Source organism: Pseudomonas oryzihabitans (assembly GCF_001518815.1).
GTDB lineage: Bacteria > Pseudomonadota > Gammaproteobacteria > Pseudomonadales > Pseudomonadaceae > Chryseomonas > Chryseomonas oryzihabitans_E.
Map to the genome: position 1 here is coordinate 2,005,797 of NZ_CP013987.1, position 14,261 is coordinate 2,020,057.

10 protein-coding genes, 4 tRNA genes and 1 other RNA gene are annotated in these 14,261 nt (G+C 64.8%); 14 read left to right on the forward strand and 1 reads right to left on the reverse strand.

All coding sequences use genetic code 11. The annotated features are described in order from the left end of the window. Positions 1 to 61 precede the first annotated feature (61 nt). The 4 genes from APT59_RS09175 (at position 62) to APT59_RS09190 (ending at position 437) form a co-directional block, all read left to right on the forward strand. Positions 62 to 137: transfer RNA gene (locus APT59_RS09175), tRNA-Glu, on the forward strand. A gap of 4 nt (positions 138 to 141) precedes the next feature. Beyond that, positions 142 to 217, forward strand: a tRNA-Gly gene (locus APT59_RS09180). 64 nt (positions 218 to 281) lie between these two features. Continuing rightward, positions 282 to 357 (forward strand) — tRNA-Glu (locus APT59_RS09185). Between the two features lie 4 nt (positions 358 to 361). Next, a tRNA-Gly gene (locus APT59_RS09190) sits at positions 362 to 437 on the forward strand. Positions 438 to 528: 91 nt separating this feature from the next. On the opposite strand, the gene APT59_RS09195 is transcribed toward APT59_RS09190, so the two are convergent. Then, a complete protein-coding gene (locus APT59_RS09195) occupies positions 529 to 1,521 on the reverse strand; it encodes a sulfate ABC transporter substrate-binding protein (protein WP_059314563.1) in 993 nt (330 codons plus the stop codon). Between the two features lie 166 nt (positions 1,522 to 1,687). On the opposite strand from APT59_RS09195, the gene smc reads away from it, so the two are divergent. The 10 genes from smc to APT59_RS09245 all read left to right on the forward strand — a co-directional run bounded on the left by smc (position 1,688) and on the right by APT59_RS09245 (position 14,202). Continuing rightward, the gene (smc, locus tag APT59_RS09200; RefSeq protein ID WP_059314564.1) at positions 1,688 to 5,173 is read left to right on the forward strand and encodes a chromosome segregation protein SMC; all 3,486 of its coding nucleotides are present in this window, start codon (positions 1,688 to 1,690) and stop codon (positions 5,171 to 5,173) included. 204 nt (positions 5,174 to 5,377) lie between these two features. Then, entirely contained in the window at positions 5,378 to 6,277 is a 900-nt protein-coding gene (gene zipA / locus APT59_RS09205) for a cell division protein ZipA (RefSeq protein ID WP_059314565.1), read from the forward strand. A gap of 114 nt (positions 6,278 to 6,391) precedes the next feature. Continuing rightward, positions 6,392 to 8,773: an NAD-dependent DNA ligase LigA gene (ligA, locus tag APT59_RS09210; protein ID WP_059314566.1), complete on the forward strand. Its 2,382-nt coding sequence runs from the start codon at positions 6,392 to 6,394 to the stop codon at positions 8,771 to 8,773. A 146-nt stretch (positions 8,774 to 8,919) separates the two neighbouring features. Then, positions 8,920 to 9,016: signal recognition particle sRNA small type (gene ffs / locus APT59_RS09215), an RNA gene on the forward strand. A gap of 145 nt (positions 9,017 to 9,161) precedes the next feature. Further along, positions 9,162 to 9,488 carry a hypothetical protein gene (locus tag APT59_RS09220; protein ID WP_237140587.1) on the forward strand — a complete coding sequence of 109 codons (327 nt, stop codon included), beginning with the start codon at positions 9,162 to 9,164 and terminating at the stop codon, positions 9,486 to 9,488. Positions 9,489 to 9,666: 178 nt separating this feature from the next. Continuing rightward, complete coding sequence (gene dnaX / locus APT59_RS09225; protein WP_082696310.1) at positions 9,667 to 11,646, forward strand: DNA polymerase III subunit gamma/tau; 1,980 nt, start codon at positions 9,667 to 9,669, stop codon at positions 11,644 to 11,646. 33 nt (positions 11,647 to 11,679) lie between these two features. Beyond that, positions 11,680 to 12,006 (forward strand): YbaB/EbfC family nucleoid-associated protein, encoded by a 327-nt coding sequence (locus APT59_RS09230; RefSeq protein ID WP_059314569.1) that lies wholly within the window; start codon positions 11,680 to 11,682, stop codon positions 12,004 to 12,006. Positions 12,007 to 12,068: 62 nt separating this feature from the next. After that, positions 12,069 to 12,668 carry a recombination mediator RecR gene (recR, locus tag APT59_RS09235; protein WP_059314570.1) on the forward strand — a complete coding sequence of 200 codons (600 nt, stop codon included), beginning with the start codon at positions 12,069 to 12,071 and terminating at the stop codon, positions 12,666 to 12,668. A 98-nt stretch (positions 12,669 to 12,766) separates the two neighbouring features. Then, a complete protein-coding gene (locus tag APT59_RS09240; protein ID WP_059314571.1) occupies positions 12,767 to 13,276 on the forward strand; it encodes a sigma-70 family RNA polymerase sigma factor in 510 nt (169 codons plus the stop codon). Next, the gene (locus APT59_RS09245) at positions 13,273 to 14,202 is read left to right on the forward strand and encodes a DUF4880 domain-containing protein (RefSeq protein WP_059314572.1); all 930 of its coding nucleotides are present in this window, start codon (positions 13,273 to 13,275) and stop codon (positions 14,200 to 14,202) included. The genes APT59_RS09240 and APT59_RS09245 overlap by 4 nt, the downstream gene beginning before the upstream one ends. Positions 14,203 to 14,261: the final 59 nt, after the last annotated feature.

A 14,261-nucleotide genomic window follows, 5' to 3' on the forward strand; every position in this document is an offset into this window, starting at 1 on the left:
ACAATCCGGTTGCTCAAGGGCAGGCGGATGCAAGGTGAAAGGCCTTGCTGAAAGAGGTTTCGTCCCCTTCGTCTAGTGGCCTAGGACACCGCCCTTTCACGGCGGTAACAGGGGTTCGAGTCCCCTAGGGGACGCCATATTGCGGGAATAGCTCAGTTGGTAGAGCACGACCTTGCCAAGGTCGGGGTCGCGAGTTCGAGTCTCGTTTCCCGCTCCAAACATAATCCAGCCGTTTCGTTACAGTTGGATGCGAGGTGAAAGACCTTGCGGAAAGAGGTTTCGTCCCCTTCGTCTAGTGGCCTAGGACACCGCCCTTTCACGGCGGTAACAGGGGTTCGAGTCCCCTAGGGGACGCCACATTGCGGGAATAGCTCAGTTGGTAGAGCACGACCTTGCCAAGGTCGGGGTCGCGAGTTCGAGTCTCGTTTCCCGCTCCAAATAAACAAGAACACCGCCTCCGGGCGGTGTTTTTGTTTATGCGTTTTTTGGCTGCTCCAGGCGCCCGGCACTGGGCCGGGCGAGGCAGGCTTACTGGGGCGTATAGATCTGGTCGAAAACACCGCCATCGGCGAAGTGGGTCTTCTGGATGCCGCTCCAAGGGCCGAATTCCTTTTGCGCATCCACCAGCTCGAGCGTGGGAAAGCGGTCGGCGTACTGCGCCAGGATCTGGGTATTGCGAGGGCGCAGGAAGTTTTGCGCGGCGATCTTCTGGCCTTCGTCGGACCAGAGATATTTGAGGTAATCCTCGGCCTCGGCGCGGGTACCTTTCTTGTCGACGACGCTGTCGACCACGCTCACCGGTGGCTCGGCCTGCACCGAGATGCTCGGGTAGACCACTTCGAAGCCGCCCCGGCCGAACTCCCGGGCGATCATCTCGGCTTCGTTCTCGAAGGTCACCAGGACATCGCCCTGCTGATTCTTCATGAAGGTGGTGGTAGCGGCGCGGCCGCCGGTATCCAGGATGGACACATGCTTGAACAGGTCGGCGACAAAGGCGCGGGCCTTCTGCTCATCCCCGCCCGGCTGGCGCAAGGCGTAGGTCCAGGCGGAAAGGTAGGTGTAGCGACCGTTTCCGGAGGTCTTGGGATTGGGCACGATCACTTCAACGCCGTCCTTGAGCAGGTCGGACCAGTCGTGGATACCCTTGGGGTTGCCCTGGCGCACGATGAGTACCGTGGCCGAAGTGAAGGGTGCGCTGCGATCGGGTAGGCGGGTTTCCCAGTCCTTGGGCACCAGGCCGCGGTCGGCCAGCGCCTGGATGTCGGTGGCCTGGTTCATGGTGATGACGTCGGCCTGCAAGCCATCAATGACCGCGCGAGCCTGCTTGCTGGAGCCGCCGTGGGACATCTGGATCACCGGAGTGTCGCCGTGCTCGGCTTTCCAATGCGCCTGGAAGGCCGGGTTGTAATCCTTGTAGAAGTCCCGCATCACGTCATAGGAGACGTTGAGCAGCGGTGGGGCGGCGAGGGCCTGGGTGCTGGCAGCCAAAGCCGCGAGCAGGGTCAAGCGAAGGGTCTTCATGGGGGCGTCCTGCGGATAGGGATGCAGGACTATAGCCTCTCATCCCGGCGGCAGGCAGAACGGCTGGAAATAAGCTAATGCGGCGACGGCAGGCAGGGCCGCCGGTGGTAGACTTTCGCCCTTTCGCCTGCGGTTGGGCACGGCGCGGTGAACAAGGGCTCCTGATATGCGATTGAGGTCGATCAAGCTGGCGGGATTCAAATCCTTCGTCGATCCGACGACGGTGAATTTCCCGAGCAACATGGCAGCGGTGGTCGGCCCCAACGGTTGCGGCAAGTCGAACATCATCGACGCCGTGCGCTGGGTGATGGGCGAGAGCTCGGCCAAGAACCTGCGCGGCGAGTCGATGACGGACGTCATTTTCAACGGTTCCAACAGCCGCAAACCCGTATCCCAGGCTTCCATCGAGCTGATCTTCGACAATTCCGACCATACCCTGGTGGGCGAGTACGCCAGCTATGCGGAGATCTCCATTCGCCGCCGGGTGACCCGCGAAGGCCAGAACACCTATTTCCTCAACGGCACCAAGTGCCGCCGCCGCGATATCACGGACATCTTTCTCGGTACCGGCCTGGGGCCGCGCAGCTATTCGATCATCGAGCAGGGGATGATCTCCAAGCTGATCGAGGCGCGTCCGGAGGATCTGCGGCACTACATCGAAGAGGCGGCGGGTATCTCCAAGTACAAGGAGCGGCGTCGCGAGACCGAGAATCGCATCCGTCGCACCCAGGAGAATCTCGCCCGCCTGACCGACCTGCGCGAAGAGCTGGAGCGTCAGCTGGAGCGGCTGCATCGCCAGGCGCAGTCGGCCGAGCGCTTCCAGGCCTTCAAGCAGGAAGAGCGGCAGCTCAAGGCGCAGTTGCAGGCGGTGCGCTGGCGCGAGCTGGATAACCGCGTCGAGCAACGCGAAAAGGTGATCCGCAACCAGGAAACTGCCCTCGAAGCCCTGATCGCCGAGCAACGCCAGGCAGACGCCGGCATTGAACGGCTGCGCGATGGCCATCATGAGCTGAGCGAGGCCTTCAACTTGGTGCAGGGCCGCTTCTACTCCCTCGGAGGCGACATCGCCCGCCTGGAGCAGACCATCCAGCACGGTCAGCAGCGCCAGCGCCAGCTGCAGGACGACCTGCGCGAAGCCGAGCAAGCCCGTAGCGAAGCCGAATCCCACCTCGAGCACGACCGGGTGCTGCTCGCCACCTTCGAAGAAGAGCTGGCGATGCTCGAGCCCGAGGAAGAGGCGGCACGTGAGTTGGGCGAGGAGGGCAGCGCCGCGCTGGAAGAGGCGGAGCTGGCCCTGGCGGACTGGCAGCAGCGCTGGGAGGCCCTCAGTGCGGCGAGTGTCGAGCCGCAACGGGAGGCGGACGTGCAGCAGGCGCGCATCCGCTCGCTGGAGCAGAGTCTGGAGCGCGGCATGGACCGGCAGCGCCGGCTACGCGACGAGCGCACCCTGCTGGGTGAGGACGGCCCATCCGAGCGCCTGGTCATGCTGGAAGAGCAGATCGCCGAAGACGAATTGCTGCTGGAGGGCCTGGCTGAACAGGAGTTGCAGGTCGCCGATGGCCTGCAACAGCTGCGAGATGAATTGCTGGTGCTGGCGGGCGAACAGAGTCAGCGCCAGGGCGAATTGCAGCGGCTCGAAGGCCGTATCGCCTCGCTGGAGGCTCTGCAGCAGGCCGCCCTGGCGCCTGATACCGGTGCTGCCCAGTGGCTCGAGGCCGAGGGTCTCACTCAGGCGCCGCAGCTGGCGGACGACGTGCAGGTCACTCCCGGCTGGGAGCTGGCAGTGGAAACCGTGCTGGGCAGCGATCTGCAGGCGGTCTGCCTGGATGACCTCGCGCCGCTACGGGTCGACACCTTCGCCAGCGGCTCCCTGAGCCTGGCATCGCCCGGTCCGGCACCCGCCGCGCTGGGCAGTCTGCTGGAAAAAGTGCAGGCGCCGCGCGACCTGTCGCCCTGGCTGGGGCAGGTGCTGGTTGCGAGCGGCTACGACGAGGCCCTGGCGCGGCGGGCTGCTCTCGCGCCGGGGCAGAGCCTGATCACCCCGGAAGGCTATTGGATCTCCCGGCACTTCCTGCGCGTGCGGCGTGCCCAGGCCGCCGAGGGCAGTGTTCTGGCGCGCGGTCGTGAACTGGAAGAGCTGCAGGCCCGTCGCCTGGAGCTGAGCGAAGCGCTCGTGCTGCAGGAGGAGCGCCTGGAGGATCGTCGCGCGGCCCAGCAGCGGCTGGAGGGCGAGCGCGAAGATGCGCGTCGGCGCCAGCAGCAGGAGCAGCAGCGTCTGGCCGAGTCTCGCGCCCAGCTGTCCGCCCAGCAGGCACGCGCTGAGCAGCTGAGCATTCGTCGACGGCAGCTGGAAGCCGATCTCAACGATGTCGAGCAGCAACTGGCGCGTGAGCAGGAAGAATTGGGTGAGTGCCGGCTGCGCCTGCAGGATGCCCTCGATGCCATGGCCGTGGATACCGAACAGCGCGCCCAGCTCCAGGAGCAGCGCGACCGCCACCGGCAGGCGGTGGAGTCGGCGCGGCAGCGACAGCGGCAGGCCCAGGAGCAACTGCATCAACTCACGGTGCGCCTGACTACCCTGAGGGCGCAGCGCCAGTCCACGCTTCAGGCGCTGAAGCGTCTGGAGCTGCAGACCGCACGGCTCGGTGAGCGCTGTGAGCAGCTCAGTCTGAATCTGGAGGAGGGCGGTGAGCCCCTCGACGAGTTGCGCCTGCGCCTGGAAGAGCTGCTCGAACGACGCCTTCAGGTGGACGAGGAGATGCGTACCGCGCGGCTGGCGTTGGAAGATGCCGATCGGGAGCTGCGCGATTTCGAGCGGCGGCGTCTGCAGGCGGAGCAACAGGCCACGCTGCTGCGCGGCCAGTTGGAGCAGCACCGCCTGGAATGGCAGGGATTGGCGACCCGCCGCAGCGGCTTCGCCGAGCAGTTGGCAGCCGATGGCTATGACCTGCCGACGGTGATCGCGAATCTGCCGGAGGAGGCCAGCGAGGCAGCCTGGGAGGAGCAGCTGGAAACCGTCGCGGCGCGGATCGCCCGGCTTGGACCGATCAACCTGGCGGCCATCGACGAATATCAGCAGCAGGCCGAGCGCAAGACCTATCTGGACGCCCAGAACGCCGACCTGGTGGAAGCGTTGGAGACCCTGGAAAGTGTCATCCGCAAGATCGATCGGGAAACTCGAAATCGCTTCAAGGATACCTTCGACCAGATCAATCACGGCCTGCAGGCATTGTTCCCAAAAGTTTTCGGTGGCGGCAGTGCCTACCTGGAACTTACCGGGGAAGATTTACTCGATACCGGGGTTGCGATCATGGCGCGTCCGCCGGGCAAGAAGAACAGCACCATCCATTTGTTGTCGGGTGGCGAGAAGGCGCTGACGGCTCTGGCCCTGGTCTTTGCCATCTTTCAGCTGAATCCGGCGCCGTTCTGCATGCTCGATGAAGTGGATGCCCCTCTGGATGACGCCAACGTCGGTCGTTATGCCCGCTTGGTCAAGAGCATGTCGGAGAAGGTGCAGTTCATTTACATCACGCACAACAAGATCGCCATGGAAATGGCCGATCAGCTATTGGGCGTTACCATGCACGAGCCGGGCTGTTCACGGCTGGTGGCGGTGGACGTGGAAGAGGCGGTGGCCATGGTCGATGCCTAGTGACCCACAGCCTCGCGGCATGGCGGTGTAAAGTTGTCAGTAGTCGTGCTAGCTTATGGCCGCGGTAGCGGTAAGTAGAAAAAGCTAAGAAGAACACTGACTTGGCGTAGGTTTCGGACGTTTTGGAAAGGCCTCGCAGGCGTCGACTTTCCAAAGTTTCCCGACGGATGTCGGTCCATTATTTTACAGGGGTATGTCTTTTTCATGGATATGGGTCTGCGCGAGTGGCTGATCATCATCGGCGTCATCGTCATCGCCGGTATTCTGTTCGATGGTTGGCGTCGCATGAGCGGCAAGGGCAAGCTCAAGTTCAAGCTTGACCAGTCGCTGAGCAATCATCCGGAAAACGAGGACGAGGATCCGGAAATCGTCGGTCCGACGCGGGTGGTAGAGCCCAAGGAGCCGTCGTTGGACGACCCGGGCGAGCCGACGCCGCCACGCTCCACCCAGCGCAAGCGTCGCGAAGAGCGTCGTGAAGAACCCAATGCCGACAACTTCGACCTGTCCGCCAGCGATGAAAGCCTCGCGGGCCTGGCGGCCGATTCCGATGAAGTGGTGACCCGCGGTCGGGACAAGCCGCGCAAGGAAAGACCGCTGAGCACCAAGGCGCCCGAGCGCGAGCCGGTCAGCGAGCCCGTCAGCAGCGGCAGCAACCAGGCCGCCATGGCACCGGTGGACGAAGTGCTGGTGATCAACGTCATTTCCCGGGACGAGAAGGGCTTCTCCGGTCCGGCCCTGCTGCAGAACATCCTCGAAAGCGGATTGAGATTCGGTGACATGGACATCTTCCATCGTCACGAGAGCATGTCCGGCAATGGCGAGGTGCTGTTCTCCATGGCCAATGCCGTACGTCCAGGTACCTTCGACCTGGACGCCATCGACGACTTCCACACCCCCGCGGTGAGCTTCTTCCTGGGCCTGCCCGGTCCGCGCCATCCCAAGCAGGCCTTCGACCTGATGGTCGCTGCGGCGCGCAAGCTCTCGTCGGAACTCAATGGCGAGTTGAAGGACGAGCAGCGCAGCGTCATGACCGCTCAGACCATCGAGCACTATCGTCAGCGCATCGTCGACTTCGAACGCAAGAGCCTGATGCTCAAGCGTTGATCGCGCCGGAGCGAACCAAGAGCAGCCTCGGCTGCTCTTTTTGTTTGTAATCTTTGTAGCGGCGCCGCTGGTGGCGCCAGGGCCACCCCTGGGTGGCGACAGTGAGAGACCGCCATGACCGACGCCCAAGATGCCGTCACCCGGATCGCCGCCCTGCGCAGCGAGATCGACGCCCACAACTACCGGTATTACGTGCTGGATGAGCCGAGCGTACCCGATGCCGAGTACGACCGGTTGTTCGGCGAGCTCAAGGCCCTGGAGGCCGAGCATCCCGAATTGGTGACGCCCGACTCGCCCACCCAGAGGGTCAGTGGTTCGGCGCTGGCGGCCTTCGGTACCATCCGTCACGAGGTGCCCATGCTCAGCCTGGGCAATGCCTTCGCCGACGAGAATCTGCAGGACTTCGACCGCAGCGTCGGCAAGCGCCTACGCGAGGAATTCGGCGAGACCGACTTCGCCGGACCGGATTCTGGGGTGGAATATACCTGTGAACCCAAGCTCGACGGCCTGGCCGTCAGTCTGCTGTACGAGGAGGGCGTGCTGACCCGGGGCGCTACCCGTGGCGATGGCACCACCGGCGAAGACATCACCGCCAATGTCCGCACCATCCGCAATATTCCGCTGCGCTTGCAGGGCGAAGGCTGGCCGGCGGTGCTGGAGGTGCGCGGCGAAGTATTCATGTCCCGCACTGGCTTCGAGGCACTCAACGCCCGGGCCATGGAGAGTGGCGGTAAGACCTTCGCCAATCCGCGTAACGCCGCGGCCGGTAGTCTGCGCCAGCTGGATTCGCGCATCACCGCCCAGCGTCCGCTGGAGTTCTGCGCCTATGGCTTTGGTCGCGTCGAAGGCGGGGCGCTGCCGGAGACTCAGTACGACATCCTGCAGCGGCTCCGGGAATGGGGTATTCCCATCAGTCGGGAGCTGCGCAAGGTGCAGGGCGCCGAGGGCTGTCGTGCCTACTATCAGGACATCGGCCAGCGGCGGGATGCCCTGGCCTACGAGATCGACGGTGTGGTCTACAAGGTCAACCGTCTCGACTGGCAGGGTGAGCTAGGTTTTCGCGCGCGCGAGCCGCGCTGGGCGCTGGCGCACAAGTTTCCCGCTCGCGAAGAGCTGACCGAGCTGCTCAATGTCGAATTCCAGGTAGGGCGCACCGGGGCCATCACCCCGGTCGCCCGTCTCAAGCCGGTACAGGTGGCGGGCGTCACCGTGACCAACGCCACCCTGCACAACATGGATGAGATCGCCCGCCTGGGGGTGATGATCGGCGATAGCGTGATCGTGCGCCGCGCCGGGGACGTCATCCCGCAGATCATGCAGGTGGTACCGGAGCGGCGGCCAGCGGATGCCCGGCCGGTGGAGATCCCCACCCATTGCCCAGTATGCGGTTCTGCGGTGGAGCGCACCCAGCTGATCAAGCGCGGCAAAGGCAAGGAGTCGGTGAGCGAGGGCGCGGTCTATCGCTGTGTGGGGCGTCTGGCCTGCCAGGCCCAGCTCAAGCAGGCGATCATTCATTTCGCCTCGCGGCGGGCCATGGACATCGATGGCCTGGGCGATCGCATCGTCGAGCAACTGGTAGACCGGGACCTGGTGAAGTCGCCGGCCGACCTGTACACCCTGACCTACGAGCAGGTCGTCGAGCTCGAAGGCTTCGCCGAGCTTTCCAGTCGCAACCTATTAGCCGCCATCGAAGCCAGTCGCAAGCCGGCGCTGGCCCGCTTCATCTTCGCCCTGGGGATTCCCGAGGTGGGTGAGGAGACGGCCAAACGCCTGGCGCGCGCCCTGGGCAGTCTGCAGCGCATTCGCGAGGCGCTGCCCGAGGTGCTGATCTATCTGCCCGATATCGGGCCTGAAGTGGCCTTCGAGATCCACAACTTCTTCCAGTCCACGCACAACCGTGACGTGCTGGAAGCGCTGCTGGCCAATGGTATCGAGCTGGCCGACGAGGCTGAGGTCCACGCCGAGTTCTCCGGCTATGCCAGCTTCGCCGAATTCCTCGACCAATTGCATATTCCCTATCTGGGCAAGACCGGCGCCAAGACCCTCGCCACGGCCTTTCCCAGCCTGGCCACGCTGATCGAGGGCTCCCAGGACTGGCTGAGCTTCAAGACGCTCGCGGGACTCAACGAGCGGGCCAAGCAGGGACTGCGCGAATACTTCGCCGAGGCGGACAAGGTAGCCAAGGCACTGGCCATCGAGGCACAGCTCAAGGCCTTCGGCATGCACTGGGAGAGCACGCGCCAGGTTGTGCAGGGATTGCCCTTCGCCGGTCAGACCTGGGTGCTCACCGGGACGCTGGAGGCCATGAGTCGCGATGAAGCCAAGGAGCGCCTGGAAGCCCTGGGGGCCAAGGTCTCGGGTTCGGTGTCGGCCAAGACCGCCGTGGTGGTCGCCGGCCCGGGGGCGGGCTCCAAACTGACCAAGGCCACGGAGCTCGGGGTGAAGGTATTGGATGAGGCGGCCTTCCTGCAGATCCTCGCCGCCCAGGGCCGGTAGCGTCGCTGCGGGGCAGGGCGGGTAGACGGCCTCGAGCCTTCGATCTCCCGCGTTACCTTGCAGCTAAGTCCTTGTAAGACTTGCAACTTCGCCCCAACCGCGTAGAATGACGCACCTCACCTAAGGGTGAGGCGTTATGGTGGCTCTGTCGGTCCCCCCGCAACGATCAACCGTGAACCCGGTCAGGCCCGGAAGGGAGCAGCCGCAGCGGTGATGTCGTGTGCCGGGGTGTGGCTGGCGGGGCCACCTCCATTTCTGCCCCTCGCTTTTCCTTCTGCTTTTCCCTCCTCGCTACTCTTTCCCTGTTCCGATCCTTTTCAATGCGCTAACCCCTTCACAGGGTTTAAGTGACGAAATGCACTGTTTTGGATCATGGCTCCGTGCCATCATGAGCGATGAATTTCAATACTGGACGAATGTCCAAGGATCCCTCGTGAAGAACGGACTCGAAAGCGCAGGACGCGCCCTTAGCTATGGTTTGCAACCCTATCGTGTCGATTGCCGGCGCGATTCTCCCGCTACCCTGGTGGCGCAGATCTTTCACCCTCAAGAGCCGCTCCTGCTGATCAGGATCAACCTGACCAATGAGGAGGCGAACAACCCCTTCAAGCTGAACGCTACCGTTACCCGGCTGCGTAGCCAGCTGGATGCGCTCGCGGCCTATGTCTCCAGTGTGGTCCTCGCAGACGGCGAAGAGCGCTGCCTGCGTGCCTGAGACGATCTTTCCGGCGCCATTTCTCCTCCTGATCGCTTGAAAATCCGCCTGGCTACCTCCATCTAACGAGGTAGCCGAAGTCCTCGTGGCATCGCCTTGGTGCCACGCCACGGGATGCATTCGTGGCCCCTCTTCGTTAGCATGTGCTCCCCCCACGTCTTCTCCTGATCAGGTCTCGATGAGTTACCAGGTTCTTGCGCGCAAATGGCGCCCGCGGTCGTTCCGCGAAATGGTCGGCCAGACCCATGTGCTCAAGGCGCTGATCAACGCGCTGGATAACGAGCGGCTGCACCACGCCTATCTCTTCACCGGAACCCGCGGGGTGGGCAAGACCACCATCGCGCGGATCCTGGCCAAGTGCCTGAATTGCGAGACCGGGATCAGCTCGACGCCCTGTGGTAGCTGCTCGGTATGCCGTGAGATCGACGAAGGACGTTTCGTCGATCTGATCGAGGTGGATGCCGCCAGCCGTACCAAGGTGGAAGACACCCGTGAGCTGCTGGAGAACGTGCAGTACGCGCCGTCCCGCGGTCGCTACAAGGTGTACCTCATCGACGAGGTGCACATGCTCTCCACCCACAGCTTCAATGCCCTGCTCAAGACGCTGGAAGAGCCGCCGCCCCACGTCAAGTTCCTGCTCGCCACCACCGATCCGCAAAAGCTGCCGGTCACCATCCTTTCGCGCTGCCTGCAGTTCTCGCTGAAGAACATGCCGCCGGAGCGGGTCGTTGCCCATCTTCAGCACGTACTTGCCGCGGAAAGCATTCCCTTCGAGGACGACGCCCTCTGGCTGCTGGGGCGCGCGGCCGATGGCTCCATGCGCGATGCCATGAGCCTGACCGACCAGGCGATCGCCTTTGGCGAGGGCAAGGTACTGGCTGCCGACGTGCGCGCCATGCTCGGCACCCTCGACCATGGCCAGGTCTACGACGTGCTCCAGGCCCTGCTGGAAGGGGATGGGCGTGCCGTGCTGGACGCGGTCCGCCATCTGGCCGAGCAAGGCCCCGATTGGGGCGGTGTTCTGGCCGAGCTGCTCAATGTGCTGCACCGCGTGGCCATCGCCCAGGTGTTGCCCGATGCGGTGGACAATGGCCAGGGCGACCGCGAGCGGGTATTGACCCTGGCGCAGACGCTGCCGGCGGAAGACGTCCAGTATTATTACCAGTTGGGTCTGGTTGGCCGGCGCGATCTGCCGCTGGCGCCGGACCCGCGGCACGGCTTCGAGATGGTCCTGCTGCGCATGCTGGCCTTCCGGCCGGCGGGTGCGGCCATCCCCGAGCGACCGGCCTTAAAGACGACGGGAGCCAGCCCGGCCACGGCTGACTCCAACCCCCGTCCGGTGGCCGCAGCGGTCCCGACGCCGGCAGCGCCTGCAGCCTCGCCTCAAACGGCACCCGCGCCGGCATCGGCATCGCCATCTTTGAGTAATACCACCCCTAAAGAGTCGCCGGTCGATCTTCCCTGGGAGGAACCTGCGCAGCCAGTAGTCGAGGCGGTAAAGGCGCCGGCGCCGGCTCCGGTGGCGCGGCCCGTTACGCCAGCGCCCAGCGCGCCCGCCACGCCCCGGGTCGAGACGACCCCTGCGGCGACGGTGATCGCCGAGTTGCCGGCGGACACCTCCGGTGACGATCTGGACGGTGACGAAGAGCCGCCGCCAGCCGAGGATTACTACGAAGTAGGGCTGGACGACTATCTCGACAGCCTTGGCGAACCGGCGGTCGACGAGGTAGCCGCGGCTCCAGCGCCTGCGGTGCAGCCGGCCACGGGCCTCGCGGCCGATTGGCAGGCGCTGTTCCCCGATCTCAAGCTGGGCGGTCTGACCGCCAGCATCGCGGCCAACTGCACCCTGGTGGCAGTGGACGACGATCGCTGGCATCTGCACCTGGATCCGGCGCAGAGCGCCCTGTTCAACGCCAACCAGCAGCTCCGGCTCAACGATGCGCTGAACCAGCAGCAGGGACGTACAATCACGCTCGAGGTCACCATTCAGACCCCCGAGCAGGAGACGCCCGCCCAGGCCGCCGCCAGGCGTCGGGCGGAGCGACAGCGGCTGGCGGAGCAGTCCATCCAGGATGACCCGCTCATCCGCCAGATGATGCAACAGTTCGCCGCCACGGTGCGCGCGGGTACCATCGAGCCGGTCGACACCCAAGCCTGACCGGTTTTCCATTCATAGTTCGAGGTAGCAGACATGATGAAAGGTGGCATGGCCGGCCTGATGAAGCAGGCCCAGCAGATGCAGGAAAAGATGCAGAAGATGCAGGAAGAGCTGGCGAACGCCGAAGTGACCGGTCAATCCGGCGCCGGGCTGGTCAGCATCGTCATGACCGGCCGACATGACGTCAAGCGCGTCAGCCTGGACGACAGCCTGATGCAGGAAGACAAGGAAATCCTCGAAGACCTGATCGCCGCCGCGGTGAATGACGCGGTGCGCAAGATCGAGCAGAACAGCCAGGACAAGATGTCCGGCATGACCTCCGGGATGCAGCTGCCGCCCGGCTTCAAGATGCCTTTCTAAGACGTTCCAGCTCCGGGTGTCCGCTGGACACCCGTTTCTCCCGCCTTCCAGTACGGTAGTCCATGAGCTTCAGTCCCCTGATTCGCCAATTGATCGATGCGCTCCGGGTCCTGCCCGGTGTTGGCCAGAAGTCTGCCCAGCGCATGGCCCTGCAACTGCTCGAACGCGAACGCCAGGGCGGCCTGCGCCTGGCCAGTGCCCTCAGCGCGGCCATGGAAGGGGTAGGCTACTGCCGCCAGTGCCGTACCCTGAGCGAAAGCGAGATCTGCGGCTTTTGCAGCGATACCCGGCGTGACGACAGCCTGCTGTGCGTGGTCGAGGGCCCCATGGACGTCTTCGCCGTGGAGCAGACCGGCTATCGCGGGCGCTACTTCGTGCTCAAGGGGCACCTGTCGCCCATCGACGGTCTGGGACCGGACGCCATCGGTGTGCCCGAACTCGAACGGCGCGTCAGCGAGGGCGGCTTCCAGGAGATGATCATCGCCACCAACCCCACGGTGGAAGGCGAGGCGACTGCCTACTACATCGCCCATCTGCTGGCGCCCAAGGGCCTGACCATCTCCCGGATCGCCCATGGCGTGCCCCTGGGCGGCGAGCTGGATCTGGTCGACGGCGGAACCCTGACCCATGCCTTCGCCGGGCGCAAGCCGATCTCGCTCTAGCGCCGTACTATCCCGTCACCCTGAAAGGGCGACAGCTCTGTATCTTGTGATCGAGAAGCATTATCATTATCGGATGTCAGCTGCTTCCGAGGATGGTGATGCAGACGCTCGAGTCCGACCGGCACGGACAAATCCGGACCCTCTACCTGGACCACCACGGCTGGCTGCGCGAGCGCCTGCAGCGGCGGCTGGGTTGCCTGGGGCAGGCGGCCGACCTGGCCCAGGACACCTTCGTCCGGCTGCTGGCGCGAGAAACCGAGCTGGAACGCCTGCGTGAACCACGCGCCTTTCTGGCTACCGTTGCCCAGGGATTGCTGGCCAATCATTGGCGCCGCCAGGCGCTGGAGCGCGCCTATCTGGAGGCCCTGGCCACGCGACCCGAGGAGGTACAGTCCTCGCCGGAAGCCCAGGCGCTGATCCTGGAAACCCTCACCGAGCTCGATGCGCTACTTGATCGCCTGCCCAGTCGCGTGCGCCAGGCCTTTCTGCTGGCGCAGCTCGAAGGCCTCACCTATGCCGTCATCGCCCAGCGTCTGGGCGTGTCGGAGCGGATGGTCAAGAAGTACATGGCGCAGGCCATGCTCCACTGCCTGGAACTGGTCTCTTGAGTGCCCTGAACCCTGGCCGCGGTGAACCGCTGGAAGAGGCGGCGCTCTGGTTTGCCGAGCTGGCTGCCGACGAGGTGGATCCCGCCACCGAGCGCGCCTGGGAGCGTTGGCTCCAGGCGGACACTCGCCACGCCGTCGCCTGGGCACGGGTGGAGGAGATCAGCGCCCGCTTCGCGGGTCTGCCGGTGTCAGGACGCCTGGCGCTGGCGCGGCGCGAGACCCTGGGGCGGCGCCGTGCGCTCAAGGTGTTGGGCCTGGCCCTGGGTGGCCTGGCACTGGGCTGGAATCGCCCGGACGACTGGCGGCTAGGGCAGGGTGCCGACCTGAGCACGGCAGTCGGTGAGATCCGTGCCTTCGGCCTCGCCACTGGGGTGCGGGGCTGGCTCAACACCGACAGCCAGCTGGCGCGGGAGACTTCAAACCGCTGGAGGCTATTGCGCGGCGAGGTGCTGTTGGAAAGTCGGCGCGGGGCGGCGCTCCTGCAATTGGACACGGCGGTCGGTCAGGTGCGTTTTGGCCCGGGCTGTTGCGCGGTTCGAGCGCGCGAGGACGGGCTGGAGGTCGCAGCCTATAGCGGCATCCTCCAGTTGTTGCCACTACAGGCACCCCCTCAGGTCCTGGCTGAAGGGGCTCGCGGCCTGATGACCGTGAACGGGGTGCGGCCGCTGGGTCGCGTCGATCCGGGTCGTCAGCTCTGGCGCCAGGGGCGGCTGGTGGTGGACGACTGGTCTTTGCAGGCCTTGGTAGAGGAACTCGGGCGTTATCGCCCGGGGCTGCTGACCTGCACCGCCACGGTCGCCGGACTGCGCGTGGTAGGCAGCTATCCACTGGGCGACACCGATCGCGCCCTGGCAGCCCTGGCCGATAGCCTCCCGGTGCGGGTGGAGCGGCGCCTGCCCTGGTGGGTGCAGCTCGTGCCCGCCTAAAAAAAATGCGGCGGGTGGTTCCCCTTTTGCGCGCTCGTGGGGCTTAGGGGAAACGATCT

Coding starts and splice junctions, on each gene's coding strand:
- dnaX (WP_082696310.1), top strand. CDS start 9,667: ATGAGTTACCAGGTTCTTGCGCGCAAATGGCGCCCGCGGTCGTTCCGC.
- APT59_RS09240 (WP_059314571.1), top strand. CDS start 12,767: ATGCAGACGCTCGAGTCCGACCGGCACGGACAAATCCGGACCCTCTAC.
- smc (WP_059314564.1), top strand. CDS start 1,688: ATGCGATTGAGGTCGATCAAGCTGGCGGGATTCAAATCCTTCGTCGAT.
- APT59_RS09230 (WP_059314569.1), top strand. CDS start 11,680: ATGATGAAAGGTGGCATGGCCGGCCTGATGAAGCAGGCCCAGCAGATG.
- APT59_RS09195 (WP_059314563.1), bottom strand. CDS start 1,521: ATGAAGACCCTTCGCTTGACCCTGCTCGCGGCTTTGGCTGCCAGCACC.
- ligA (WP_059314566.1), top strand. CDS start 6,392: ATGACCGACGCCCAAGATGCCGTCACCCGGATCGCCGCCCTGCGCAGC.
- APT59_RS09220 (WP_237140587.1), top strand. CDS start 9,162: ATGAGCGATGAATTTCAATACTGGACGAATGTCCAAGGATCCCTCGTG.
- recR (WP_059314570.1), top strand. CDS start 12,069: ATGAGCTTCAGTCCCCTGATTCGCCAATTGATCGATGCGCTCCGGGTC.
- zipA (WP_059314565.1), top strand. CDS start 5,378: ATGGATATGGGTCTGCGCGAGTGGCTGATCATCATCGGCGTCATCGTC.